This is a genomic window from Streptomyces sp. NPDC050416, from assembly GCF_044458845.1.
GTDB lineage: Bacteria > Actinomycetota > Actinomycetes > Streptomycetales > Streptomycetaceae > Streptomyces.
The window spans coordinates 148,820-173,560 of the sequence record NZ_JBITII010000001.1; the positions used below are offsets into that span (position 1 = coordinate 148,820).

General features: G+C 71.0%; 23 protein-coding genes and 2 pseudogenes. 6 read left to right on the top strand and 19 right to left on the bottom strand.

Annotation, left to right across the window (positions count from 1 at the left end; all coding sequences use genetic code 11):
• Positions 1 to 14: 14 nt before the first annotated feature.
• The 9 genes from hypA to ACIBL4_RS00740 all read right to left on the bottom strand — a co-directional run bounded on the left by hypA (position 15) and on the right by ACIBL4_RS00740 (position 7,679).
• Positions 15 to 371 (bottom strand): hydrogenase maturation nickel metallochaperone HypA, encoded by a 357-nt coding sequence (gene hypA, locus ACIBL4_RS00700; RefSeq protein ID WP_399405048.1) that lies wholly within the window; start codon positions 369 to 371, stop codon positions 15 to 17.
• Positions 372 to 378: 7 nt separating this feature from the next.
• Positions 379 to 528 (bottom strand): hypothetical protein, encoded by a 150-nt coding sequence (locus ACIBL4_RS00705; RefSeq protein WP_399405050.1) that lies wholly within the window; start codon positions 526 to 528, stop codon positions 379 to 381.
• Positions 529 to 644: 116 nt separating this feature from the next.
• Positions 645 to 851 (bottom strand): hypothetical protein, encoded by a 207-nt coding sequence (locus ACIBL4_RS00710; protein WP_399405051.1) that lies wholly within the window; start codon positions 849 to 851, stop codon positions 645 to 647.
• A 41-nt stretch (positions 852 to 892) separates the two neighbouring features.
• Entirely contained in the window at positions 893 to 1,489 is a 597-nt protein-coding gene (locus ACIBL4_RS00715) for a DUF5947 family protein (RefSeq protein WP_399405053.1), read from the bottom strand.
• Positions 1,486 to 2,031, bottom strand: coding sequence for a NifU family protein (locus ACIBL4_RS00720; RefSeq protein WP_399405055.1), 546 nt, complete (start codon positions 2,029 to 2,031; stop codon positions 1,486 to 1,488). Before ACIBL4_RS00720 ends, ACIBL4_RS00715 begins: the two co-directional genes overlap by 4 nt.
• Positions 2,024 to 3,817, bottom strand: coding sequence for a nickel-dependent hydrogenase large subunit (locus ACIBL4_RS00725; protein ID WP_399405057.1), 1,794 nt, complete (start codon positions 3,815 to 3,817; stop codon positions 2,024 to 2,026). Before ACIBL4_RS00725 ends, ACIBL4_RS00720 begins: the two co-directional genes overlap by 8 nt.
• Positions 3,818 to 3,866: 49 nt before the next feature.
• Complete coding sequence (locus tag ACIBL4_RS00730; RefSeq protein ID WP_399405059.1) at positions 3,867 to 4,955, bottom strand: hydrogenase expression protein HypE; 1,089 nt, start codon at positions 4,953 to 4,955, stop codon at positions 3,867 to 3,869.
• Positions 4,955 to 6,994, bottom strand: a complete 2,040-nt coding sequence (locus ACIBL4_RS00735) for a hypothetical protein (RefSeq protein WP_399405061.1) — start codon at positions 6,992 to 6,994, stop codon at positions 4,955 to 4,957. Before ACIBL4_RS00735 ends, ACIBL4_RS00730 begins: the two co-directional genes overlap by 1 nt.
• Positions 6,995 to 7,211: 217 nt before the next feature.
• Positions 7,212 to 7,679, bottom strand: coding sequence for a DUF6069 family protein (locus tag ACIBL4_RS00740; RefSeq protein WP_399405063.1), 468 nt, complete (start codon positions 7,677 to 7,679; stop codon positions 7,212 to 7,214).
• A gap of 161 nt (positions 7,680 to 7,840) precedes the next feature.
• Between ACIBL4_RS00740 and ACIBL4_RS00745 the strand changes: the two genes are divergently transcribed.
• Together ACIBL4_RS00745 and ACIBL4_RS00750 are read left to right on the top strand one after the other, a co-directional pair.
• The gene (locus tag ACIBL4_RS00745; protein WP_399405065.1) at positions 7,841 to 9,514 is read left to right on the top strand and encodes an NAD-dependent malic enzyme; all 1,674 of its coding nucleotides are present in this window, start codon (positions 7,841 to 7,843) and stop codon (positions 9,512 to 9,514) included.
• Positions 9,515 to 9,563: 49 nt separating this feature from the next.
• Positions 9,564 to 9,824, top strand: a pseudogene (locus ACIBL4_RS00750) (alginate lyase family protein); the annotation flags it as partial.
• A gap of 73 nt (positions 9,825 to 9,897) precedes the next feature.
• On the opposite strand, the pseudogene ACIBL4_RS00755 reads toward ACIBL4_RS00750, so the two are convergent.
• The 6 genes and pseudogenes from ACIBL4_RS00755 to ACIBL4_RS00780 all read right to left on the bottom strand — a co-directional run.
• Positions 9,898 to 10,191, bottom strand: a pseudogene (locus tag ACIBL4_RS00755) (glycoside hydrolase family 97 C-terminal domain-containing protein); the annotation flags it as partial.
• A gap of 321 nt (positions 10,192 to 10,512) precedes the next feature.
• A complete protein-coding gene (locus ACIBL4_RS00760) occupies positions 10,513 to 12,252 on the bottom strand; it encodes an amylo-alpha-1,6-glucosidase (protein ID WP_399405067.1) in 1,740 nt (579 codons plus the stop codon).
• Positions 12,253 to 12,335: 83 nt separating this feature from the next.
• The gene (locus ACIBL4_RS00765; RefSeq protein WP_399405069.1) at positions 12,336 to 13,160 is read right to left on the bottom strand and encodes a carbohydrate ABC transporter permease; all 825 of its coding nucleotides are present in this window, start codon (positions 13,158 to 13,160) and stop codon (positions 12,336 to 12,338) included.
• Entirely contained in the window at positions 13,157 to 14,143 is a 987-nt protein-coding gene (locus ACIBL4_RS00770) for a carbohydrate ABC transporter permease (protein ID WP_399405071.1), read from the bottom strand. The genes ACIBL4_RS00765 and ACIBL4_RS00770 overlap by 4 nt, the downstream gene beginning before the upstream one ends.
• A 10-nt stretch (positions 14,144 to 14,153) precedes the next feature.
• Positions 14,154 to 15,395 (bottom strand): extracellular solute-binding protein, encoded by a 1,242-nt coding sequence (locus ACIBL4_RS00775; protein ID WP_399405074.1) that lies wholly within the window; start codon positions 15,393 to 15,395, stop codon positions 14,154 to 14,156.
• 119 nt (positions 15,396 to 15,514) lie between these two features.
• A complete protein-coding gene (locus ACIBL4_RS00780) occupies positions 15,515 to 16,537 on the bottom strand; it encodes a LacI family DNA-binding transcriptional regulator (RefSeq protein WP_399405076.1) in 1,023 nt (340 codons plus the stop codon).
• A 321-nt stretch (positions 16,538 to 16,858) separates the two neighbouring features.
• On the opposite strand from ACIBL4_RS00780, the gene ACIBL4_RS00785 reads away from it, so the two are divergent.
• The 3 genes from ACIBL4_RS00785 (at position 16,859) to ACIBL4_RS00795 (ending at position 20,196) form a co-directional block, all read left to right on the top strand.
• Positions 16,859 to 19,540 carry a cellulosome protein gene (locus tag ACIBL4_RS00785; RefSeq protein ID WP_399405078.1) on the top strand — a complete coding sequence of 894 codons (2,682 nt, stop codon included), beginning with the start codon at positions 16,859 to 16,861 and terminating at the stop codon, positions 19,538 to 19,540.
• Positions 19,541 to 19,719: 179 nt separating this feature from the next.
• On the top strand, positions 19,720 to 19,857 hold the full coding sequence (locus tag ACIBL4_RS00790) for a hypothetical protein (protein ID WP_399405080.1): 138 nt from the start codon (positions 19,720 to 19,722) through the stop codon (positions 19,855 to 19,857).
• Positions 19,858 to 20,196 (top strand): hypothetical protein, encoded by a 339-nt coding sequence (locus ACIBL4_RS00795; protein ID WP_399405082.1) that lies wholly within the window; start codon positions 19,858 to 19,860, stop codon positions 20,194 to 20,196. It begins immediately after the preceding gene.
• A 19-nt stretch (positions 20,197 to 20,215) separates the two neighbouring features.
• Here the strand turns inward: ACIBL4_RS00795 and ACIBL4_RS00800 are convergent, their stop codons facing one another.
• Both ACIBL4_RS00800 and ACIBL4_RS00805 read right to left on the bottom strand, forming a co-directional pair.
• Positions 20,216 to 20,782, bottom strand: coding sequence for a TetR/AcrR family transcriptional regulator (locus ACIBL4_RS00800; RefSeq protein ID WP_399405084.1), 567 nt, complete (start codon positions 20,780 to 20,782; stop codon positions 20,216 to 20,218).
• A gap of 171 nt (positions 20,783 to 20,953) precedes the next feature.
• The gene (locus ACIBL4_RS00805) at positions 20,954 to 22,027 is read right to left on the bottom strand and encodes an SMP-30/gluconolactonase/LRE family protein (RefSeq protein WP_399405086.1); all 1,074 of its coding nucleotides are present in this window, start codon (positions 22,025 to 22,027) and stop codon (positions 20,954 to 20,956) included.
• Positions 22,028 to 22,175: 148 nt separating this feature from the next.
• Here ACIBL4_RS00805 and ACIBL4_RS00810 point away from each other — a divergent pair, with 148 nt between their 5' ends.
• Positions 22,176 to 22,343 (top strand): hypothetical protein, encoded by a 168-nt coding sequence (locus ACIBL4_RS00810; protein WP_399405088.1) that lies wholly within the window; start codon positions 22,176 to 22,178, stop codon positions 22,341 to 22,343.
• Here the strand turns inward: ACIBL4_RS00810 and ACIBL4_RS00815 are convergent.
• Together ACIBL4_RS00815 and ACIBL4_RS00820 are read right to left on the bottom strand one after the other, a co-directional pair.
• A complete protein-coding gene (locus ACIBL4_RS00815) occupies positions 22,324 to 23,163 on the bottom strand; it encodes an alpha/beta fold hydrolase (RefSeq protein WP_399405090.1) in 840 nt (279 codons plus the stop codon). The genes ACIBL4_RS00810 and ACIBL4_RS00815 overlap by 20 nt on opposite strands.
• Positions 23,164 to 23,259: 96 nt before the next feature.
• Positions 23,260 to 24,714 carry a polysaccharide deacetylase family protein gene (locus ACIBL4_RS00820; protein WP_399405092.1) on the bottom strand — a complete coding sequence of 485 codons (1,455 nt, stop codon included), beginning with the start codon at positions 24,712 to 24,714 and terminating at the stop codon, positions 23,260 to 23,262.
• Positions 24,715 to 24,741 lie beyond the last annotated feature (27 nt).

Below are 24,741 nucleotides of genomic sequence, written 5' to 3' on the forward strand. Positions count from 1 at the left end.
GGGGCCCCTTCACGCTATGCCGGGGCCGGTGACGGCTCGATCCCGGTGATCTCCAGTTCCCGGCCGCTGCGCAGATCGTTGGTGGGCTGGTCGCAGCGCGGGCACCAGAAGAACGGGGGCATGCCCACCGGGAACTCCTCGGCGCACGGGCCGCACCAGGCCTGGGCGGGGACCTGCTCGACCACGAGCCGGGCCCCGGCGAGGGCCGTGCCGTCGCGGGCCACCTCGAAGGCGAAGTCGAGGGCGTCGGGGACGACGCCCGCCAGTTCGCCGACCCGGACGGTCACCGCCGAGACGGCGACCGTCCCGTCCGCCCGGGCCAGCTCGCCGGCCCGCTCGATGATCGCGGCCGCGATCGACAGCTCGTGCACGGCCGGCTCACGGGTAGCGGTGGCCGGCGCGGAAACCGCCGGCCATCCGCCAGATCCGCATCTCCCGCCTCAGGCTGGGAAACTCCCAGCACAGCAGTGCCAGGGCCACACCGCCCACCAGGACGGCCTCGGCCTTCAGCATCCGCTGTCCGCTCATCCCGCCTCGCCTTCGCGCGACGGGTCTGCGTGCTCGTCGGACCTTCATTGCGGCGACTCCCTGCTCTCTCATGACGGCTCTCATCCCGGTTCCCATTCCGGCTCTCATTCCGGCTCTCATCCCGGCGAGATGTTCGGCATGGTCTCCGCGAGGGCGTCATGCCGCTTCCAGTGGATCCCCGTGGAGCGGCGCGCGTCGGCGGTGCCGTCCTCGTGGTGCCCCTTCTGCTCGTCGTACCGCCCCTTGTTGCCCTGGTGCATGCCGGCGACGTGCGTGGGCGTGTCGGGCTTCGCCTGCGCCCGGCCTACTCTGATGCTGCCCATGGGGTGCTCTCCTTCCTCGCCTCCGACCTGCGGAGACGTGTTCACGGCCGCTCGGTGAGCTCCTCGAAGAACCGCTCGACGGCCGGCCAGACCCGGCCACCGCCGGACAGGCCGCGCCACTCCCGGCGTACGACCGCGACCATCCGGTAGCAGTCGTCGACCGGCACGATCCAGTGGTGGTCGAGGCCGTGGACGGTGTTGACCAGCAGGGCCTCCACCTCGGGTTCCACGCCGGCGAGCTGCGGACACGTCCGGGCCAGCTCCTGCCAGGCCGCCGCGTCCACCTCCCACCGCATGGCCCCCGCCGGGCTCGGGCCCTCCGCCGTGACCGTTCCGTCCGCCCGGGGCACGAAGAAGACCAGGCCGACGGGTACGCCCAGCGCGGCCGTGTCGACCTTGGGCAGCCGGACCCGGCGCCGGGGCACGAGCCGGTAGTGCCCGGCGCCCGCCCCGGCCTCTGCGAACAGCACCGAGCAGGGGCCGCAGGCGCAGCGCACCTCCTGCTGCCCGGTGTCGTACAGGTGGGCGTGCTCGTCGGCGACCGGCGCGGCGCACAGGTCGCACCTCTCCACCCCGGCCGCCGCCGTACGGTCGGCCGAGGAGCGGATGAGGCGGGCCAGCGCCCCGTCGGTGGTCACCGCGCGCCTCGGTGCGTCAGTGTCGACAGCGGGACGAACGCGGGAGCCGGTGTGCTCGGCAGCGGCTCCACCGCCGTCAGTTCGGGAGCGACGGCGAGCACCGCCTCGCGGACCGCGTCGGTGACCTCGGAGCCTCCACCGCCGCAGCCGGAGCCGCAGCCTCCGCCGGTCGTCAGCCGCACCCGGCCGACCTGCCCTTGCGCACCGGCCCATTCCACGTCGCCGCCCCGTTCCCGTACGGCGGGCCGCAGCCGTTCGACGGCGCGGGCGGCCCGGCGTTCGGGGGGCTCGGGGTGGATGTCGTGCAGCACCAGCAGGTGGCCCAGCAGTTCGTCGTCGGCCAGGCGTTCCGCCAGCTGTTCGTCCGCTTGGTCCAGGACGCGGGCCAGGGCCTCGCCATAGACCTCGGTGAGCAGCCGGACCGCCTCCGTGGCGGCGCGGGGCAGGGGTTCGAGGTCTGCCAGCACCTCGTCCAGCCGGGCGAGGCGGGCCTCTACGTCAGGGTCGGCCAGCCGGGCGCCGGTGCCGGTGGACTCAGCCATGGTTCGCCCCGTACGTCGGCGAGTGCAGGGTGGTGAGCGTCTTGCCCTTGCCGACGTACATGTGCACGCCGCACGGCAGACAGGGGTCGAAGCTGCGGACGGTGCGCATGATGTCGACGCCCTTGAAGTCGTCCGGCCCGTTCTCCTCGAAGATGGGCTGGCCCTGGACGGCGTCCTCGTACGGGCCGGGGGTGCCGTACATGTCGCGGGGGCTGGCGTTCCACGGGGTGGGCGGGTACGGGTGGTAGTTGGCGATCTTCTTGTCCTTGATCACCAGGTGGTGGGAGAGGACACCGCGCACCGCCTCGTGGAAGCCGCAGCCGATCGCCTCGTCGGGCACCTCGTAGTTCTCGAACACCTTGGTCTCGCCCGCGCGCACGAGCCCCATGGCCTCTTCCAGGAACTGGAGGGCCATGGCGGCCGCGTAGGCGATGAAGTACGGCCGGGCGCGGTCGCGTTCGATGGTGTTGCTCCACTGCGGGATGCGCCATTCCAGGGTCGTCTCCGGCAGTTTCTCGCCCTTGGGCAGGGAGATGCGCACGCTGTGGCCGGTGGCCTTGACGTACGGTGTGTCGACCAGGCCGTTCAGCGCGGTCGACCACAAGCGGGCGAGTGGGCCGCCGCCGGTGTCCAGGGCGAGGTGGTCGCCGGTGCGCTGGTCGAACCAGCGCGGGCTCATGACCCAGCTGTACTTGTCGGCGAAGTCGCGCTTCTGCGGCACCGGGACGGTGGTCTGGTTCCACGGGTGGCGCATGTCGACGGGGTTGCCGAGCGGGTCGTGCGTGACGAAGGGCGATTCGTTGACCCAGTCCTCGTAGTACGAGCTGCCGAGCAGGATGCGCAGACCGAGGTTGATGTCGACGAGGTTGTTGGTGACCAGCTCGCCGTCGACGATGATGCCGGGGGTGACGTACATGTCCTTGCCCCAGGAGTTCATCGTCTCGTAGCGGTAGTCGACGGTCTTGGGGTCCTGGAAGGCGCCCCAGCAGCCCAGCAGGATGCGGCGGCGGCCGACCTCCTCGTAGCCGGGTAGCGCCTCGTAGAAGAAGTCGAAGACGTCGTCGTTCATGGCGACGGCCTTCTTCACGAAGTCGATGACCCGCATGAGCCGGCTGAGGTAGTCGGTGAAGGTGTTCGGCTGCGGCATCGTGCCGACGCCACCGGGGTAGAGCGTGGACGGGTGGACGTGCCGGCCCTCCATGAGGCAGAACATCTCACGGGTGATCCGGCTCATTTTCAGGGCTTCCTTGTAGACCTCGCCCTCGAAGGGGTTGAAGGCCCGCATGATGTCGGCGATCGTCCGGTAGCCGTGGATGTCCCCGTGGGGCGCTTCGGTGCGTTCGGCGCGGGCCAGCACACCGGGGTTGGTGGCCTTGACCATCGCCTCGCAGAAGTCCACGAACACCAGGTTGTCCTGGAAGATCGTGTGGTCGAACATGTACTCCGCTGCTTCGCCGAGGTTGACGATGTAGTCGGCCAGCGGGGGCGGCTTGACGCCGTAGGCCATCTGCTGGGCGTAGTCGGAGCAGGTGGTGTGGTTGTCGCCGCAGATGCCGCAGATCCGGGACGTGATGAAGCCCGCGTCGCGCGGGTCCTTGCCCTTCATGAACACCGAGTAGCCGCGGAACAGCGACGAGGTGCTGTGGCATTCCACGACTTCCCGGTTGGCGAAGTCGATCTTCGTGTAGATGCCCAGGTTCCCGATGATCCGGGTGATCGGATCCCAGGACATGTCCACGAGCTGTGGCGGTTTGCGCTCGGTGGGCCGGGCCTCGGTGGTCGTCATCTGCGGTACTGCCCCTCGCTGTCGGTGGTGGGATGGGTCGCGGGTCTCATCAGGGGCGCCAGTGCGGGTCGTAACCGCTGGTCAGCTTGCGCTTGTTGTGGCGCCACCTGGGCTCGTGGTTGACCAGTTCGTTGGTCATGCCGCGCAGGCGGCGGATGACGGCCCCGTACGGCTTGATGGCCAGGGACGACAGGGTTCCGCCGGGGGGTTCGTCCATGAACGGCATGAACGCGTCGGGGAAGCCGGGCATCGTGCAGCCGATGCAGATGCCGCCGACGTTGGGGCAGCCGCCGATGCCGGCCATCCAGCCGCGCTTGGGCACGTTGCAGTTGACGACCGGTCCCCAGCAGCCCGTCTTCACCAGGCACTTGGGCGAGTTGTAGTCCTTGGCGAAGCTGGCCTGCTCGTAGTACGCGCCGCGGTCGCAGCCCTCGTGGACCGTCTTCCCGAACAGCCACTGCGGTCGCAGCATGTGGTCCAGTGGGGGCGGGGGTGCGGAGCCCGCCGCGTGATAGAGGACCCATACCAGGGTCTCCATGAAGTTCTCGGGCTGGATCGGGCAGCCGGGCACGTTGACGATCGGCAGGCCGCCCAGGGAGGTGAAGTCCCAGCCCAGGTAGTCGGCCAGGCCCATGCAGCCGGTGGGGTTGCCGGACATGGCGTGGATGCCGCCGAAGGTGGCGCAGGTGCCGGCGGCGACCACCGCCCAAGCCTTGGGGGCCAGTTGGTCGATCCACCAGTTGAGGGTCTGCGGCTCGCCGGTCTCCGGGTCGTTGCCGAAGGAGGTCCAGTAGCCGTCGCCCTCGATGATGTTCTGGTTGGGGACGGAGCCCTCGATGACGAGGATGAACGGGCCGAGTTCGCCGCGTACGGCCGCCCGGTAGGGGGCGAGGAAGTCCTCGCCGCCCAGGCTCGGGGAGAGCACCTTGTTGACGAGGTTCACCTTGGGCAGGCCCGGGATCAGTCCGAGCACCAGGTCCTCGATGGAGGGCTGGCCGGCGGCGGTGAGGGAGACGGTGTCGCCGTCGCAGCTCATGCCTTCGGAGATCCAGAGGATGTGGATCTCCTCCACGCCCTGCCGTTCCTCGGAACGGTCGGGTTCCCTGCTGACTTCTGTGGTACTGCTGTGCGTGGTCATCACTCGGCCTCCGCTGCGGGGGTCTCGGAGTCGGTCGTGTGCCGCGAGGGGGCTGCGGCGGGAGCCGGTGCCGACGGCTCGTCCGGGGATCCGGCGGGTTCGAGGGGTTCGAGCTCGTCGGGCCGGAAGTAGTGGAAACGGCCGTACCAGGCGTGCAGTTCGGCCGCGGGGTCGTCGTCGAGCGTGACGGCGAGATGCACGCTGCCGTCCACGTCGTGGAAGACGGCCGCGACCTCGGCGGTACGGCCGGCCAGGAACATGTCCTGAGCGTCGGCGCCGCGTCCCCGGGGCCGCAGCCGGACGCGGCTGCCACCACCGAGCGGGACACCGTCGACGAGCACGGTGTCGGTGACCGGGGAGAGCCCGTCATCGGCCCCCTCCTGCCACCAGGTGGGGCGGTCGGTGGGGGTGGGGCGCGCGGAGGCGGGGGTCGCCGCGGCACCAGTCGCGTCCGGCTCCGCCCCCGGGGACGCGGCGCCGGGCGCCGGGGTCGCGGGGAATGCAGTCCCGGGCCCCGAGGTCGCGGGCGCGGCAGCACGTGGAGCCGAAGCCCCGGGGGCGGCAGCCCCGAGCGCGGGCGCCGAGGTCGCGGGCGCGGCAGTCCGGGGCGCCGACGTCCCGGCCGCGGCAACCGGGGGCGCCAGGGACCCGGGCGCGACACCCCCGAGCGCCGGAGCCCAGGGGACGGCAGCCCCGGGCGCCGAGGTCGCGGGCGCGACAGCCGCGGGCACCGAGGTCCCGGGCGCGGCAGCACGTGGCGCCGAAGCCCCGGGGACGGCAGCCCCGAGCGCGGGCGCCGAGGTCGCGGGCGCGGCAGTCCGGGGCGCCGACGTCCCGGCCGCGGCAACCGGGGGCGCCAGGGACCCGGACGCGACACCCCCGAGCGGCGAGGCCCCGGGGACGGCAGCCCCGGGCGCCGGGGGCGCCGCGGCAACCGGTGTCAGGGAGCGGACGGCGCCGTGCAGGCGTTCGAAGACCTCCTGCGGCATCGTGTCGACGCGGTCGAGGATCGCGGCCGCCCTCGGGTCGGTCGCCCGGGCCTCGCGCTTCTCCTCGTCGGTCAGCAGCATCGTGCGCAGCGTGAGGATCTCGTCGATCTCGGCGGCGTCGTGCAGATCGCCCGGGCTCTCGGGGGCCACCTGGGGGTGGTCGGGCAGGATGATCGGCGCGGAGAGCAGGACGTGGCCGTCGGCGTCGCCGAGGACGGGGAAGGTGAACTCGTTCCGGCATGAGCGGGCGAGTTCACGCAGGTCCGTCGGCGGGTCGGTCAGCGAGACGAACTCCACGCCGTCGCCGCCGATGAGGGTGTGGGTGGCGATGAGGGCGCGGCGCAGTGCCTGGTCCCGAGCGGTCCGCGGTTCCGGTGCGGGCCCGCTGTTCGTGGTGCGCACGCGGAGCCGGCAGAGGTCGTCCGAGAGTCGCTCGGCGGTGACGGTGGTGTCGGCCCGCACCTCGTCGCGGTGCCGCACCACCCGCCCGGCCCCACCGGGCAGCGGTTCGACGTCCACGCCGGCCGGCGCGACCACGGGAACGGTGCGTCCGCCCTGAAGGAGCTCGTCGAGCAGGACCTCGACCTCGTGGTCACGCGGCACGGCCTCGTCGAAGGTCAGATGCGTCGTGCCGTCGGAGGTGCGCAGTGACGCGACGGCGTGATGACGGCCCTCCCGGGTCTCCTCCACCTGCTTGCGCTGCATCTGGAGGTGACGGATCCGCACACGTACGGACGCGCTGCCGGGCTGCCGGATCCTCAGCAGGCACTCGGTCTGCTGGTACCAGGAGTCGGCGCTGCCGGAGACTCCGGGGACCACGGGGCCGTCCGCCTCGACCCAGTCCCTCGGGAACAGGACCCCGAACTGCCATCGGACGCGGTTCTTGGCCGAGGACCGGCGGTAGGGGTAGAGGAGGTAGCCCTCGTAGAGGACGGCGTCGGCGACGGCGCTCACCTGCTCGAAGGCGTCCGGGGTCCTGCCCGGGGGCACGTCGTCGCCACCTCCGGTGGCAGCGCGCGTCGTGCCGCCCTCGGCCAGTCCCTCCGCCATCGCGTCTCCTCGTCCGGGTGTGCACACGTGTTCAGGGGTTCACACGCATCCAGGTGGTGCGCAAGCATCCCTTCCACCACGGTCACACCGCTCATCCCCGATCGCCTCCTCCGGCGCAGTGCCGTTGGGCCGTTCGGGGCCGTCGCGTGGGACACGACGACGGCCCGTCCGCGGTGAGCGCGACGGGCCGGTGCCGGGATCGTGGGGGTCGAGGGCGTCACCTCCGCACGTGGGACAGCCGCCGTGCCACCAGGGGGATGATCACCGCGGCGGCCACGACGTGCGACACGGCGAGGACGATCTGGGTGGACGTGGCCGTGTGCGGGGCGACGGCCGGGCCGGCGAGGGAGAGTGCGGTGAGGGCGACGGTGGTCACGGTGAAGGTCCGGGCGGGCTGCTTGGCCCAGCGGACCAGCACCACCGCCAGGACGATCCCGGCGACCGACCAGAACACCACGCCGCCGCCGAAGCCGCCGACGGGGATCTCCGCGGCCTCCTCGGCCCCGGGGCTGGCCGCCTCCATCGGGACGCCCGCAGCCCAGGCGACGAGCGCGAAGGCCTCGGTCACGACGGCACCGGCGAGCGTCGCCAGGACGCCCACCAGCCATACGGGGCGCGTGGAGAGGAAGCCGGTGGTGGGCCGGGCGTCGGTCCGGGTCTGCGTCTGAGGGGTCGTCACGCTCATGTCGCCTTCTCCTGCTCGGTGTTTGGCTCGGTACGCCTTACGGAGAGGTGGACCGGGCGGGGCGCCGGAACTCATCGGTGCGCCGAGAACCGGCACGGCCCATCGGCCGAACAGCGCAAGTCGCCTGCACGAACCGATGAGTCCAGGGAAGGCGTCACCCCATGGACCAGACCCAGCACCCCCGCACGACCACCAGCCCCGCCCTCACCACCCTGGCCGACCCGCTCGTCAACAAGGGCACCGCCTTCACCCGGCAGGAGCGCGCCGAGCTCGGCATCGACGGGCTGCTGCCACCCGCCGTGGAAACCCTGGACGAGCAGGTCGCCCGCGCCTACGAGGCGTTCCACGGCTACGACAAGCCCCTCAACCGGCACATCTACCTGCGCCAGCTCCAGGACACCAACGAGGTGCTCTTCTACCGGCTGGTCACCGAGTACCTGGAGGAACTGCTGCCCGTCGTCTACACGCCGACGGTGGGCGAGGCCTGTCAGCGTTTCAGCGAGATCTACCGGAGGCCGCGCGGGCTGTTCCTGACGTGGGAGGACCGGCACCGCTTCCGGGACATCCTGCGCAACCGCCCGCACCGCGACGAGGACGTGGACGTCATCGTCGTCACCGACGGGCAGCGCATCCTCGGCCTGGGCGACCAGGGCGTCGGCGGGATGGGCATCCCGATCGGCAAGCTCAGCCTCTACACGGCGATCGGCGGCATCCACCCCGCCCGCACCCTGCCGATCCTGCTGGACGTCGGCACGGACAACGAGGACCTGCTCGGCAACCCGCGCTACCTCGGCCGGCGCGACCGCAGGCTGACCGGCGCCGACTACGACGAGATGATCGAGGCGTTCGTCTCGGCGGTGGAGGCGGAGCTGCCCGGCACGCTGCTGCAGTGGGAGGACTTCGCCACCGCTCACGCGTACCCGATCCTGGCCCGCTACCGGGACCGGCTGCTCACCTTCAACGACGACATCCAGGGCACGGCGGCCGTCACGCTCGGCGCCCTGTCCACGGCCGCGAACGTGTCCGGCACTGCGCTGTCCGGGCAGCGCCTGGTGATCCTGGGGGCGGGGTCGGCCGCCATCGGTGTCGCCGACATGATCCGGACGGCCATGATCGAGGAGGGCTTGTCCGAGGACGAGGCCACGGCACGGTTCTGGATCCTGGACGTCGACGGTCTGCTGGTGCGCTCGCGCTCGGAACTGACGCCGCAGCAGCGGATGTTCGCGCGCGACGACGACGAGGTGAACGGCTGGGACGGCACCGGCCTCGCGGAGGTGGTGCGCCGTGTCGAGCCGACGGCGCTCATCGGGCTGTCGACGGCTCACGGCGCGTTCACCGAGGAGATCGTGCGGCAGATGGGCTCGACCTGCGAACGGCCCGTCATCTTCCCGCTCTCCAACCCCACCTCCCACTCCGAGGCCGATCCGGCGGACCTCACCCGCTGGACCGACGGCCGGGCGCTGATCGCCACCGGCTCGCCGTTCCCACCGCTGACGGTGGACGGGCACGAGGTGCCGGTGGCGCAGTCGAACAACGTGTACGTCTTCCCGGCCATGGGGCTCGCGGTGACGGCGAGCCGGGCCAGGCGCGTCACCGACCGCATGATGGTGGCCGCCGCCCGGGCCGTCGCCGAGTGCGCGGTACGGGCGGCGCGCGGCGACGACGGTCCCGTGCCGCTGCTGCCGCCCCTGAACGGGATGCGCGAGTCCGCCCGCGAAATCGCCCTGGCGGCGGCTCTCGCCGCCGTGGAGGACGGGGTCGCTCCGCAGGCGACGGAAGAGGAACTGCGCAAGGCAGTGGCGCAGGCGCAGTGGACACCCCGTTACGAGGACTGAGCGCCGCCACGTGCGCCGGCCCCAGGGACAGCCCCTCACCGACGGCGCGCTGACGCGGACCAGGAGCTGGGCACTACTCGACGTTCATCCTGGTCGCCCCTGCGCGGCTGACAGCCATCGGCCGGAACGCCGACGTGGATCTGTGGGCCTATAGGGGCCGCAACAAGAGGGCTTGTTCAAGGCGGTCGGCTACCTCCTGCCCGCCGCGACGGGAGCCGCCGCCTGGGCGCATCCGGAGCTCGAGCCGCCGGGTGGCGACCTGTGGGTTCCGCGCCCGGCGGCGGAACAGCTGGACTCCATCGCGGGCTGAGCGGCACCCTGCCGGTCAGACCGTGGAGAGGTGCTGATCCCTCCAACTCGGTATGCACGCACGGTGAACAGGCTCAGCGGTGGCAGGTGGTGACACCCGCACGCCAGCGGCAGGCGATCCCGGCGAAGCCGCCGCCCTCGACCAGGTCCACGGCGAACGTGTCGCCGCCGCGCAGCACCTGCCGGTTCCTGACGAGCCCGTCGGGACCGTCCTGGATCGTTTCGACCAGCCACCTCCCCGAGCCGATGGTCAGCGGCACCTCGGCCTTGCGGGCGGACCCGGCGTACACCCCGCCTAGGAACCAGCGGTCGCCGCTGCGGCGGTCGAGCACGGCGTCCCGGCCGGGCCGTCCGGCGAGCAGCCGCGACCGACACCGCCGCCCACCTCACCACCCTGCCACTAAGAAGATTGCGGCTCACAATTTCAGGCGCCACTCGTGAATGTCGCTATTCGTGGAGCGTCGAGCTGAATACAACGGCCCGAGGCCGAGCTGCCCGTACCCCGGGGGGTACCCCGGCGACGTAAAACGAAAGCCGCCCGGGACCCCGCTGCGTCCACGTCTGCGGCGGCCACGGCATGTGGGGCATCGCCCTGGGACCCCTCAGCGGCAAGCTGCTGGCGGAGTCGATCGTCACGGGCCGTGGGGCTGCCGAGTTGGCGGCGCTTCATCCACTGCGGTGACGCACGGTCAGAGGCGGCCCCGGTCTGCGTGTGCTTCGGCGAGGAGGAGGTAGCTCGCGGCGGTCCAGGTGTAGGCGCGGTCGCGCAGACCCGTGCCCGTGAGGGCGTCGAAGTTCTCGGCGAAGCCGTGGGTCTCGCACAGGGCGCGGAAGCGGGCGCTGATGTCGTCGGCGAGCCGGTCGTGTCCGGCGCGGCGCAGGCCGTCCTCGATGAGGACGGTGGCGGGGGCCCAGACGGGACCGCGCCAGTAGCCGTCGGAGAGGTAGTGCGGTGAGGTGGGCAGTTCGGTGGCGAGGCCGTACGGGGTCAGATGGGCCTTGATGTGGTCGGCGAGCGCGCTGCCGACGTCGCCGGGCAGGTGCTCGCCCAGCACGATGGGCATCAGGTCGAGGAGGCTGGAGCTGCTCCAGGTGTGCCCGGTGGCGGCTCCCCGGGCGACGAACCGTTCGCCGGTCCACAGCTCGTCCAGCAGCGCCGACTGGACCTCGCGGGCCGTGCGGGTCCACCGGCTCGCTTCGTCCGGTTTGTCCAACTCCACAGCCAGGGCGGCGAGTTCGTGGAGTTGGAGGACGAGGAAGGCGGCCAGGTCGGCGGTGACGACCACCCGCTCGGGGTCGAAGGTGGTGGCGTTGTCCCAGCCGCTGTCGTTGCCGTGCTGGTAGTGGGGCAGGGAGGCACCGGGTCCGCGTCGCGCGCTGAGCCAGAAGTGGGTCCAGCGTTCCAGCCGGTCGTACGTCTCGGCCAGTTCCGCCCGGCCGGGAGGCACCGGCAGCCGTCGGCGCAGACGGCCCGACGTCCAGCCGTGGATGGGCGGTTTGACGAAGTTGTGGAGGACCTCGGAGTGGGTGACCGAGTCGGGCAGGGCTCCGCTGCCGTCCTGGTGGTCGAAGGGCAGGGCGAACTGGTCCACGGCCAGTCCGGGACAGCCCGGGGCCAGGGCCAGGGCGTTGAAACAGTGGTCCCAGCTCCAGACCTTGTCCATCCAGTGCTTGGACATGAGGACGGCGGGCCGGGAGACGAGTCCGGCCGGGCGTACGGTCGCCGACCAGAGGACGTAGGCGGCGAGTTCGGCGGCCGGGGTGGCGGACGAGCGCCAGGGGGCCACCGCGTCGACGAAGTCCGCGAAGGACCCGCGGGCCGCCGCCACGATCTCGCCGAAGGCGGCCGGGGACGCGTAGGCCGGGCGAGCGGTGTCGAGTTCCTCGACGGCGATCTCCCACTCACCGTCCGCCGCCGCGGCCACGGCGAGGCCGCGGTCGCCGGCGCCCAGGGCCTGGGCTCCGGCGGTGTGGGCGATACGGCCGGACAGGAGGGTGACGCGGTAGCGGCGTCCCGTCTCGTACGAGGTGAACACGTGGGCGTCCGCCGCCGGGTCGTGGAAGAAGTACGTCCCGCTGAACGGCGTCAGGACCTGCGCGGCCGCACGGACGCCGAGGCCCAGTCCGCTGCCCCGCAGGCGCACGGTGTCCGGCGACTCGTAGGCGAGGTCGACGCGCCCGGCCGGGCCGACCCAGCTGAGCAGTCCTGGGGTTGCCTCGACACGGGTGTCTGTGCGCTCGCCCGTCTCCGGGTCCAGGGGGACGAGGCGGAGGACGGCGTGCATGCCGTTCTGGTGCGAGACGAGGTGGAGGTCCTCGGCGTACGTCTTCTCCGCCACCACGGGTGAGATGCCGAACCAGGATCCGGACGTGCTGAACGGGATGTCGTGGACGGAGAAGGCAGGTCCGGACGGCGGGGCGGCGGTCATGGAGGCGTGACTCGTTTCTCGAGCAGGGATCGTCGGCAGAAGCGGGGATCGTCGGCGGAAGGGAAGGTCCGCGGGAGGTCAGGTCAGTCCTTGACGGCTCCGGCGGTCACGCCGGCGGCGACGTAGCGCTGGGCCAGGACGAGGATCACCGCGGCCGGCAGCGAGGCCACGACGGCCGTCGCCATGATGGCGTTCCACTCCTGGTTGTTGTTGCCGATGTAGTGGTAGATGCCGAGGGTGATCGGCTCGTGGGCGCCGCCGTTGACGAGGGTGCCGGCGAAGACGAAGTCGGACCACGACCACAGGAACGCGAACAGCGACACCGTGACGACGGCGTTGCGGCTCATCGGCAGGACGATGGACCGGAAGGTGGTCAGGGGCCCGGCGCCGTCCATCGTCGCGGCCTGGAGCAGTTCGCCGGGGATGCCGGACATGAACGCCGTGAAGATGAGCACCGCGAACGGGACGGCCAGGGTGGAGTCGGCGACGATCAGGCCGGGCACGGACCGCAGCAGGCCGAGCTGGAGGTAGATCGCGTAGAAGCCCATCGCCATGATGATTCCGGGGATCATCTGGGCGACCAGGAGGAGGAAGCCGAGCAGGCCACCGCCGCGCGGGCGCAGTTTGGCCAGGGCGTAGCCGGCGGGGGCGGCCAGCGCCACCGTCAGGACGACCGTGCCCAGGCCGATGACCAGGCTGGTCGCGAGGTAGGGCAACTGCTCGTCCAGGACGGTGCGGTAACCGGCCAGGGTGCCGTGCAGCGGCAGCAGGTCCGGCGGGCTCTTGCGCATGTCCTGGTCGCGGGTGAGGGAGACGTTGAGCATCCAGTAGACGGGGAAGAGCATGACCCCGGTCAGCAGCAGACCGATGGCCGTCTTCCACCACGAACGGCCGGTGCTTCGTTTCATGACAGCGCCTGCTTTCGCTGGACCCGGATGTAGACGAGGCCGAACACCAGCGCGGCGACGACGAGCAGGTTGCCGACGGCCGCTCCGGGGCCGAAGGCGGGCAGGAGGTTGCCGAAGCCGAGCTGGTAGGACCAGGTGGCGAAGGTGGTGGACGAGTCCGCCGGGCCGCCCTTGGTCATGATCCAGATGATGTCGAAGACCTTGAGTGTGTAGACGAGGCCCAGGAGCAGGGTGATCGCGGACACCGGGCGCAGCAGCGGGAAGGTGATGCGCCAGAAGCGGTGCCAGGCGTTCGCCCCGTCCAGTGCCGCCGCCTCGTACAGGCTGGCCGGGATGGACTGGAGGCCGCTGTGGAGCACTACCAGGTTGAAGGGGACGCCGATCCAGATGTTGGCGATGATCACCGAGGTCAGCGACCAGGATGGCGAGGTCAGCCAGTTCACCGGGTCGATTCCGACGGTGCTCAGCAGGGCGTTGACGATGCCGGAGTCGCTGTTGAGCATCCACGACCAGGTGGAGGCCGACACGATCAGCGGCAGCAGCCACGGCACCAGGAACAGGGCCCGCAGGGTCGCCGACAGCCGGAAGTGCTGGTGGAAGAAGACCGCGAGGGCCAGGCCGATGGCGTACTGGAAGACCAGGCACACGGCGGTGAACACCACGGTGTGGAGCAGGGCCGGGGCGAAGGTCGGATCGTCGAGGACCTTCGCGTAGTTCTCCAGGCCCGTGAAGGGCGCGTTGCCCTGGACGAAGGAGCGGACCGTGTAGTCGCGCAGGCTCAGGTCGAGGTTGCGGTAGAGCGGATAGGCGTAGAAGAGGACGAGGTAGAGGGTGACCGGGGTGAGGAACGCCCAGGCGGCCCATTGCTGGGAGGTCGGACGGCGTCGCGTTCCGGGACGGGCCGGCGGCGGGTCGGATACCACCGCCGGGCCGGTCGGCGTGCGCACGGGCCGGTGGTCCGGCGGATGTGCCGTCTGCTTCATCGGGCCCATGTCACTTGACCGCGGCCTGCGCCGACGTCAGCGCGTCCTCGGGCGACTTGGATCCGCTCAGGGCGGACTGGACCGCCTTCCACAACTGCTCCGAGATCTTGGGGTACTTGGTGCCGAGGTCGCCGCTGGTGCGCCCCTTGGCCGACTTGACCGCGTCGACCCACGGCTTCAGTGCGGGGTTCGCCGCCACCTGCTTGTCCTGGACCTCACCGGTGGGGGCCACGTAGGACAGGGTGGTGTCGGTGTCGTACAGGTTCTGGGTGCTGGTCAGGCAGGTCGCCAGCTTCTGCGAGGTGGCGTACCGGCCGGTGTCCTCCTGGACCGGGAGGGTGACGAACTCGCCGCCGGTCGGGGCGGCGGCGTGGCCCCCGCCGGAGCCCGGGATCGGCAGGACGCCGTAGTCGAAGCCGGCCTTCTCGGCGTTCGCGAGCTGCCAGGTGCCGTTCTCGGCGAAGGCGTAGTCGCCGCCGGCGAACTCCTGCCAGCTGGTCGTCTGGGTGTTGTTGATGACCGAGTTGGGGGCGTGGCCCTGCTTCAGCCAGTCCTTCCACAGTGACAGTGCGGACACGGCCCGGGCGGAGTCGAGTTCGGTCAGTTCCGCGCCCGCGCCCCAGAACCAGGGCAGGAACTGGAAGCTGCCCTCCTCGGTGCCGATCGCCGAGAAGGTGATGCCCTTCTTGCCCGCCTTCTTGACCTTCCGCAGCGCCGCCGTCAGCGACTTCCAGTCCTTGACCGAGGCGATGTCCACCCCGGCCTCCTTCAGCACCTTCTTGTTGTAGTAGAGGGCGAGGGTGTTGGCGCCGATGGGGGTGCCGTACGTCTTGCCGCCCGACTGGCCGGCCGCGAGCAGGTTGGGGTCCACCTTGGAGGTGTCCAGCTTGTTCTCGTCGGTCGTGGTGAGCACGCCCGCCTCGGCCAGGGTCGAGACGACCGGATTGTCGACGATCAGGACGTCCGGGGAGTTGCCCTGCTGGGCCGCGAGCAGCGTCTTGTTGGCCAGGTCGCTGGTGTCGAAGCCGGTCCGCTGGACCTTCACGCCGGCCTGGCTGCCGCACTTGTCGAGCAGCTTCGTCCAGGCCGAGCCCTTGGCGAACTGCGGGTACGGGTCCCAGATCGTGTAGGTGCCGCTGTCGGCGTCCTTGGCGTCGGTGCTGCCCGCGCCGGAGGAACAGGCGGTGCCGACGACGGCGACGACGGTCGACAGGGCCACGGCCGCGAGGCGCCGTCTGGAGGAGCTGTGCATGGCGGGTCCTTCGTTCTTGGCATACGGGTGCGGTGGGCGGGGTGACGAGGGTGTGCGAGTACGCCGAGGGGCGGCGTGGTGCCGGGTGAAGTGAGGAGAGCGCGAGGAGGGATCGAGGGTCAGGCGGGGGGCGTACCGCCGGCGGGACCGGTGCTCGCCCTCAGCGAGATGGGCGGTGCGAGAAGGTGGTGGCGAGGCGGCGCGCCGGGATGGTCGAGCCGTTCGATGAGCAGGTCGACGGCGCGGCGGCCCATCTCCTCGGCCGGTACGTCCGCCGCCGTGAGCTGCGGGGTCACCGTCTCCGCCCACCGGCCGGCGACGACTCCGGTGACGGAGAAGTCCCGCGGCACGCGACGTCCCGCCCGGGAGAGCCCTCGGTAGAGGCCGCCCAGGGCGGCTTCGTTCAGCGTGACCAGGGCCGTCGTCGCCGGATCGTCGTGCAGGATCTGTTCCAGGCAGGCCTGGCCGGACGCGGCGTCGTCCCCGCAGCAGTACGTCCGCACCGTCAGCCCGCGCTCGGCCGCCGCCTTGGTGAAGCCGTCCAGCCCCCGGTGCGCCGACTCGTACCCCGCCCGCAGGAGCTGCTCCGGCCGGTTGACGAAGGCGACCCGGCGATGACCGAGGTCCGCGAGGTGGTGCACGCAGGCCGCCGCCAGTGCGGTGTGGTCCAGGCCCACCCACCAGCCCCTCTCCGGGTGCGCGGTGCGGCCGATGGCGACGGCCGGGAAGTCCAGGGCGGCCAGGTGGTCGACCCGGTCGTCCTCCAGCCGGATCTCCATCAGGATCGCGCCGTCGACCCGCCGCTCCCCCAGCAGCCGCTGGAACGAGCGGTCGCTGTCCACGCCGCTCGGGGACAGCAGCACGTCGTAGTCGTGGGCCGCGGCGGCTTCGACGACACTGCCGATGAAGTCCAGTTGCATGCCCGTGTAGTGGTTCCCGGCGGGCGGGAAGACCAGGCCGATCGTGCTGGTCCGGCCGTTGGCCAGGGCGCGTGCGCTGGCGTTGGGCCGGTAGCCCAGTTCGTCGATGACGTCCTGGATCTTCCGGCGGGTCTCGTCCGACACCGGACGTTTGCCGCTCAGCGCGTACGACACGGTGCTCCGCGAGACACCGGCCCGCCGGGCGATCTCACCGATGTTCACGGGCGGCTCCTTGCGTGGACTGCCGAAGCGATGGCTGTCGAACCGGCGAATATCGAACCGGTTCGCGTGAAGTGAAGCTAGGAACTGCCCGCAGGCCTGTCAACACCCTGCGCAGCACTTCTTGGGCTGCGGCAGAGGTATTGCTGGGGGATTTCGCCGGTGCTAGCTTCCTGCGAACCGGTTCGACGGGCGGGTGGTCTCTGTGCGCCGCAAAGGACGACGGGCGGGTCGCAGCCCATTTCCGCGCGACTGGTCGAACCGGTTCGACTCCTTCAGCATCCGATTCAGCGTCCGAGCAGTACGGAACCCACGGAGACCTCAGTGCGACGAAGCAGAACGACTGTGGCCGGAGCCGTCGCGACGGCCGCCCTCGCCACGCTCCTGGCCGGCCCGTCCGCGGGCACCGCCGGGGCCGTGGAAAGGGAACGGCTCGTCATCGACCTCGCCACCGACACCGGCGCCTTCCACGGTGGCGCCGCCGGCTCGCTGTACGGCGTGTACGGCGACGGCGTGCCGAGCCGCAACCTCATCGAGGGCATGCACCTGCGCACGGTGTCGACGAAGGCGCAGGACGGTCCGCAGCACCCGGGAGCGGACGCGCTGGAGATGCTGCCGCCGTTCGTGGACTCGGGCGGCAAGGACGTCTACGTCTACATGACCGACATCTACCGCGGCTTCCCGTACCAGTGGCCGGGCGCCAACGGCCCCGAGCGGCTCGCGGACTTCAAGGCGAAGATCAAGAAGCAGGTCCAGCAGGTCCTGACCATGCGCGAGTACAAGGACCACGTCGTCTACGTGCCCTTCAACGAGCCCGAGGGCAACATGTTCGGGACCGGCGAGTGGAGCTACAACAAGGTCTCCTGGCTGAAGGACCCGCAGCACTACTTCGCGGCCTGGAAGGAGGTCTACCACCTCATCAAGGGCCTCGACCCGGACGCCCGCATCGCAGGCCCCAACACCAGCATCCTCTACGACCAGGTCAAGGGCTTCCTGCAGTACGCCAAGGCCAACGACGTGGTGCCGGACGTGATGACCTGGCACGAGCTGTCGTCACCCGCCGCGGTCCGCACCAGCGTGGCGAAGTACCGGCAGATGGAGAAGGACGTCGGCGTCGGCCCGCTGCCGGTCAACGTCAACGAGTACGGGCACAACTACCACCTGTCCGTGCCCGGCCAGGTCGTCCAGTGGGTCTCCGCCATCGAGGAGTCGAAGATCGACGCCGACCTGGCGTACTGGAACATCGACGGCAACCTCAACGACTCGGCCGTGGAGGCCAACAAGGGCAACGGCCAGTGGTGGCTGTTCAACGCCTACGGGCAGATGTCCGGCCACACGGTCCAGGTGACCGCCCCGCACCCCAACCAGCAGTACACCCTCCAGGGCGTGGCGACCCTCGACAAGGACAAGAGGCAGTCCCGGGCCCTCTTCGGCGGCAAGAGCGGCGACGCCGACATCGTCTTCGACCACATCGACCCGAAGCTGTTCGGGAAGACCGTGCGCGCCACCGTCCAGGAGATCCCCTGGACCGGCCAGGTCGGCGACTCCGCCCAGCCGTCACGGCTCGCGGACCAGGAGTTGACGGTCGGCGCGGACGGCTCGGTGACGCTGCCGATGACCGGCATGAACGAGATGTCCGCCTACCAGGTCATTCTCTCCCCGGGCGGCAACGGCGCGAAGCGGGCCGGCCCTTCGGTCAGTTGGCGCAAGACGTACGAGGCCGAGAACGCCGCCTACACCGGCAAGGGCTACTCCAGGAACGGCCCCGAGGGCACGCCCTCCGACGTCGGCAAGTTCGCCACGTCGGGCGCCTACAACGTGGGCGGTCTGCGCACCGGCTCCGACGGGGTCCTCGCCTTCGACGTCGAGGTCCCGCAGGACGGCACCTACGACCTGAGCGTCTTCGCCAACTCCTACAACCTGTACGACCTGGTCAAGGAACAGGGCCCGACCAACGTCTTCCTGCGGGTCGACGGCAAGGAGCCGCAGGAACTGAGGCTGCCGCTGGGCTACAAGTGGGTGGTCTGGGGCCACACCGACACGACGGTGAAGCTGACGGCGGGCAAGCACCGGATCACACTGGCCGCTCACGACCCCGACCTCGGGGTCACCAAGGGTGACGCGATCATCGACAAGATCGACCTGTCCCTGCGCGACGAGAAGGTGACCGCCCCGGCGATCTACGAGGCCGAGTACGCCACCCTTTCCGGAACCCGGCCGGGCTACACCCACCGCGGCGCCTCCGGTCCCGGTGCCGTGCCGCTGCCGAAGGGCGCCTCCGCGACGTTCTGGGTCCACTCCCCCGCCGACGGTGAATCGACCGTGTCGGTCGACCACTTGGGCGGCGGCCGGGCGAGTCTGGCCCTCAACGGCGAGAAGCTCGACCTGCCCAAGGCCGGCGGGACCGGGAAGGGCACGGACACGGTCCGGCTGTTCCTGTCCGGCGGCGTCAACAAGATCACCGTCACGGGTACGGCGGGCGAGCTGGTCCTCGACCGGCTGCGGGTCGCCCCGTCGAAGGGCACCCTGGTGCCCACGGTCTACCAGGCCGAGAACGGCACGCTCACCGGCGCGGCGAAGGTCACCGGCGCCTACCCGTTCGCCGCGAACGGCAAGGCCGTCACGGACATCGGCGACGGCAAGGGCAACGCCCTCACCGTCGACGTGGTGGCCGCCGGGGCAGGGCGGCACGCGCTGACCATCCGCTACTCCAACGCCGAGCAGGCACCCGCCACCCACTACAACCCCGACCCGATCGCCCGCCACGCCGACCTCTCCGTCAACGGCGGACCGGCCCGCCGCGTGCTGTTCCCGACCACCTTCCACTTCAACAACTTCTGGGACCTGACCGTCCCGGTCACCCTGAAGAAAGGCACGAACCGGCTCACCTTCACCGCCGAGGAACTACCCGACTTCAACGGCGACACCTACAACCAGTACGACCAGCGGTCCCCGTACGCACCCGTGATCGACCGGCTCGCCGTCACGCCGATGGCGGCCAAGTAGCCCTGGTGAACGCGAGGCGCCGATCCGGGAACCCGGTCGGCGCCTCGCCCCACGTGTCAGGCGCCGCGCGGCACGTCACCCACAGGTGTGATGAGGGAGGCCGTACGCCCTGGAGGCGGAAAAACCGGGACTCCCGGCGCCGGTACGTTGGCACGGTGCGGCGGATCGGGGAGTGCACCGTGGAACGGCGCCTCGGTGCCGGCGGGATGGGGGTGGTGTACCTCGCGCGCAGTGCCGCCGGGCGGCGCGTGCCGCTGAAGGTGATCCGGCCCGAGTACGCGGACGTGCCGCACTTCCGGGCCAGGTTCCGGCGCTAGGTGGCGGCGGCACGCAAGGTGAGCGGGGCGTTCACGGCGCCCGTCCTGGACGCCGACCCGGACGGCGATCCGCCGTGGCTGGCGACGCAGTACGTCGTCGGCGACTCCCTGGACGACCGGGTGCGGTCCGGTGGTCCGCTGCCGGTGGCCGACGTCATCCGGCTGGCCGGACAACTCGCGGAGGCGCTGCGCGACATCCACCGGCAGGGCATCGTGCACGCCGAACCGGGCCTCACCCTCACCGTCTGCACGGCCGAACCCGGCTCGCCCTCCGAGGAGAACGTCAACCTGCTCGCGACCTGGGCCGCCACTCAGGAGCCGGGCTCCGTCACGCGGTAGGCGGATCCCGGCCCGGTCGTCAGCTCTTGCCCGGCGCCGACGCGGTGGGGCCCTCCGGGCCGGCGCGGAGCATCGCCTTGTAGAGGGCGTCGTGTTCGGGTGGGTCGGGCAGGGGGCCGCGGGCGGGGGCCTGCAACGACTGGATCATCAGGGCGACCACGCGCCGCCAGGCGTCCGGCGCGGCGTCGCCCGTGGCGTTGACGACACCCGCGTTGGCCATGTGGATCAGTACCAGGTCCGAGGGGTCGAAGTCCTCGCGCAGCCGGCCGGCTGCCTTGGCACGGTCGATGAGGCGGACCATGGCCTCGTACGCCTCGTTGCGGCGCTGCTCCAGGGCCTTGGCGGTGGGGAAGGTCGTGGTCAGGACGTCGGCGAAGCCGTGGTCGGCAGCCTGCATCGCGCAGGCCGCCTCGATGTAACCGACGAAACCGTTCCAGGGGTCGGGGTCGTCCAGGGCCGCCGCGACCGCGTCGGCGTAAGCGTCCATGCGGTCGGAGAAGACGGCGTCGATCAGCTCCTCCTTCGTCGGGAAGCGGCGGAACATGGTGGCGATCCCCACGCCCGCCTCACGGGCCACCGACGCCATGGAGGCGCTCAGGCCGTCCCGCGCGAACACCGAGCGTGCGGCGGCGATGATCCGCTCCCGGTTGCGCTCGGCGTCCTTGCGCAGCAGCTGGGCGGCGGGACCGTCGGATGCTGGGCGCCAGGACTCATACCGGCCACTCTAGCGATCGGATCACCCCGTCCCGTTTCTCCCTCAGGGCATGGTCAGCACCTCCGGCAGCGGGCTCCGGCCGGTGAGGTTCTCCGGGCGCAGGATCGTGTCCAGTTGCTCCGTCGTGAGCAGACCCGCCTCCGTGGCCAGCCGCAACACCATCGAGCACCACGACGAACTCATCACCGTCTGCGCCGGCGGCGACGCCCGCGCCGCGGCCGAACTCTCCGGCCGGCACTGGTCGGAACTCGGCGGCCACATCAACCGTCTCTTCGACACCAACCAGTTCACGGAAGCCGGGGCAGGCTCCGCGTAGTGGCGGATGCCGTGTTCAGCGCCGCCAGGAACACGCCGCCGTTCCCTTGACCGGTACGGGACACTGAGTACCGCACCGAAGGCCTCGTCCGGGTTCTTCACGCCGTACCGGGCCGTGGTGATGAGGAGGCCGTAGTCGTCGGGGTGCAGGCAGACCGACGTCGGGTGCGGGGCCGGCACGGCCAAGGTGTGGAGCAGGCGGCCGTCTGGGTGGTACAGGCGGAACGCGCCGGCGCCCGACATCGCGACCCACAGACAGCCCTCCTCGTCGACGGTCATTCCGTCGGGGCTTCCTTCGTCCTCGCGCAGGCGGGCGAAGGTATCCGGGCCTGTGGAGAGGCCGCCCGAGACGGGGTCGACCCCGCAACGGAAAATCGTTCCCTCGGCCGTGTCGGCGAGGTACATGATCGTGCCGTCGGCGATGAAGGCCGGGCCGTTGGCGATGGTCAGGCCATCGAGGACGCGCACGACCGTGCCGTCGGGGTCCGTCCGGTAGAGCGAACCGGCGCCCTCGGTGCCGTCGTAGGCCATGCTGCCCGCCCAGAAGTGGCCGGCCGGGTCGGTGACGCCGTCATTCATCCGGCTGGGGAGCGGGGTGCGGTCCTCGGGGCGGTCCAGCCGTTCCAAGGAGCCGTCGGCGGAGAGCAGTGCGATGCCCGTGCCCGCGGCGGCGATCCAGGTGCCCGGCCGGTCCGCCACCGGCGCGACAGCCCCCAACGGCAGGCGCAGCCCTGCGAGTCGAACCGGACCTGTGGTGTCGCGCAGTGCGAAGAGCCGACCGCTGAGGATGTCGATGTACACGTACCGGCCATCGAACCAGCAGTCAAGCGGATAGGGCTATCCGAGTACTGATCCGGTGATCGATCCAGGATGCCTCTGTCCGGCCTCCATCAAGGCCTTACGAGAGGGTTGCCGTGACCAGCATCGCCATCGTCGGAGCCGGCCCCGGATGGGCCTGGCCATCGCCCGCACCTTCGGCACCCAGGGCTTCGACGTCGCCATGATCTCCGGCAACCGCGACAACCTCGACGACCCCGTCGGCACGCTCGGCCCCGACGGCATCACCGCCGCCGCGTTCCCCGCGGACGTCCCCGACCTCACGCTCTCGGACGAGTAGCGTCCACCGGAGTGCTGCCCCCGGTGCCCGCGGTGGTTACCGCCGGGGAACGCCATAGGGGAAGCAGTGTGTGGATCGGCTCCTTGGTGAGGAAGTCGAGAATGATCCGGTTGACCTCGTTGGGCTTCTCCATGAGCAGCGCGTGCGACGTTCCCGGCACGACGGCCAGCTGGGCTCCGGGGATCGCGCGATACAGGGCAATCGTGTGTTCGAGGGTCACCATGTCGTCGTCCCCGGCCAGGACGAGCGTGGGCGCCGTGATACCAGCCAGGTCCTCGGTGCGGATGTTCGGTTCGGTGCGGAACATGGCCGCCAGCTTGCCCACGACGACCGGCCAGTGGGCGGCGCCGTCGGGCGACACGGCTTCGTACGCCTCGCGGAACATGGTCAGGTCGGGTGCGTCGGGCGCTATCCGGTCGAGCATCTCCGGTGCCGCACCACTCTCCGGGCTCGGGAGGAAGTTGGCCCCGATGGCCACGACCTTCCGGACCAGGTCGGGACGGGCGATGGCGACGAGCAGGGCGACGACCCCGCCGTCGCTCCACCCGACGAGATGGGCGGGACCGCCGACGACCCTCTCGATGAAGGCGACGGTGTCGTCGGCCATGTCCTGGTAGGAGAGCGGCCCGTCGACATCGGGCGTGTGCCCGTGCCCACGGCGCTCGGGAAGCAGCACACGGAAGTTCGCCGCGAGATCGGCTCGCTGCGCCTCCCACGTCTCGTTCGTGCAGAGGCCGCCGTGGAGAAGGAGCAACGGGTCACCGGCGCCATCGGTCTCGTACCACGTCCTGACTCCGGGGAGCTCCACATAGTCACCCATCGCTCCGGGCCTTTCCGGGATGCCGCCGTCTGCCTTCAGTCTCCGCCGCGGCCCGGACGGCCTGCAATGCGAGGCCGTCCAGGCGAAGTGGCACCGTCAGAGGGTGGCGCGCAGATGGCTGACGGTCACGAAGTGGTAACCGCGGGCGGTCAGGGTGCGCAGGATCTGCGGGACCGCGGCGACCGACGTGGGGTGGATGTCGTGCATCAGGACGACGTCGTTGCGCCGCACCTTGTCGATGACGGTCCGCGCGACCTTGTCGGCGTCGCGGTACTTCCAGTCCTCGGTGTCCACGTCCCACAGCACCGGGGAGAGGCGGGTGGCGGCCCGGACGCGGTGGTCGACGGCACCGTACGGCGGGCGGAAGAGGGTGGGGGCCTTGCCGGTGGCGGCTTCGATGGCGGCGCTGGTGCGGTTGAGCTGGGAGACGACCTGCCCGCGGGCGAGCTTGGTGAGGTCGGGGTGGTTCCAGGAGTGGTTGCCGATCTCGTTCCCGGCGCGGACGGCGGCGCGGACCAGGCCGGGGTGGGCGGCGACGTTCTGGCCGACGGTGAAGAAGGTGGCGCGCGCCTTGTACCGCGCCAGGTAGGTCACCAGGGTCGCGGTCTCCGGCGCTGCCGGTCCGTCGTCGAAGGTCAGCGCGATGCACCGGACCTTCTTGCAGTCGGTGTCGTCGTCACCGGGAGCGGCGTGGGTGGGGACGGGCTGCGTGGGGACGTGCGTCGCGCCCAGGTCGAGCGACCGGCTGGGCGTCACCGTCTGCTGCTGGGCACGCTTCCCGAACGCGGACAGCCAGGGGGTGACCGTCTCCTCGGGGAGAGTCACCGTGACGGCACCGGCGGGCGGCACGGCCACGTCGCCGCGGTCGAAGGCCATCCGCAGTCCGCCGTCTGCGGTGAACGCCATGTCGTCCAGGACGGCGGCGCGGGAGGCCGGGTCGGAGAACGTGTCGTCCAGGGATGCGGCGTCCACGCCTTCGCGTCCCTTGAGCCGGTCCTTCAAAGCGCTGAGGAAGGCGTCCCGGGATCCGTAGGCGACGAGTCCGGGGGCCGTTCGGTACGCGCCCGCCTTGCCGTCGTACCAGTACGTCGTCGCCGACTGCCCGGACCCGGCGCTGCTGGGGTCCTGGGTGCTGAGCCGGACGCCGAGGACGTCGCCGGAGGCGACCAGGAACTGGTGACTGATGTTGAGCTCGCCGCTCTCCGCGCCGCCCGTGCCGTCCTGGCAGATCGCCGAGTCCGAGCGGAAGCCGGCCAGGCGCCGCTCCACGTACGTCTTCATCGCCGCCGTCATCGCGTCGGCGCCGGGCACGTCGGGATAGCTCGTCGCGAAGGGGCAGGACTTGTTCTCGCTGCTGTCGCTGACGATCTCCAGGCCCTTGATCTTCGACGGGTCGACGCTGCGCACGGGTGAGGGGCCGGGGGCGGGGCCGGGCTGCGCGGAGGCAGCGCCCGCGGACCCGGACGGACCGCCGGGTCCGGACGAGCAGGCCGCCGTGAAGGAGAGGGCGCCGAGCAGCAGAAGGGAGGGGGCCGAGGGGTGAATGCGCATGAGTGAGACCAGAACCTGACTGAGGGG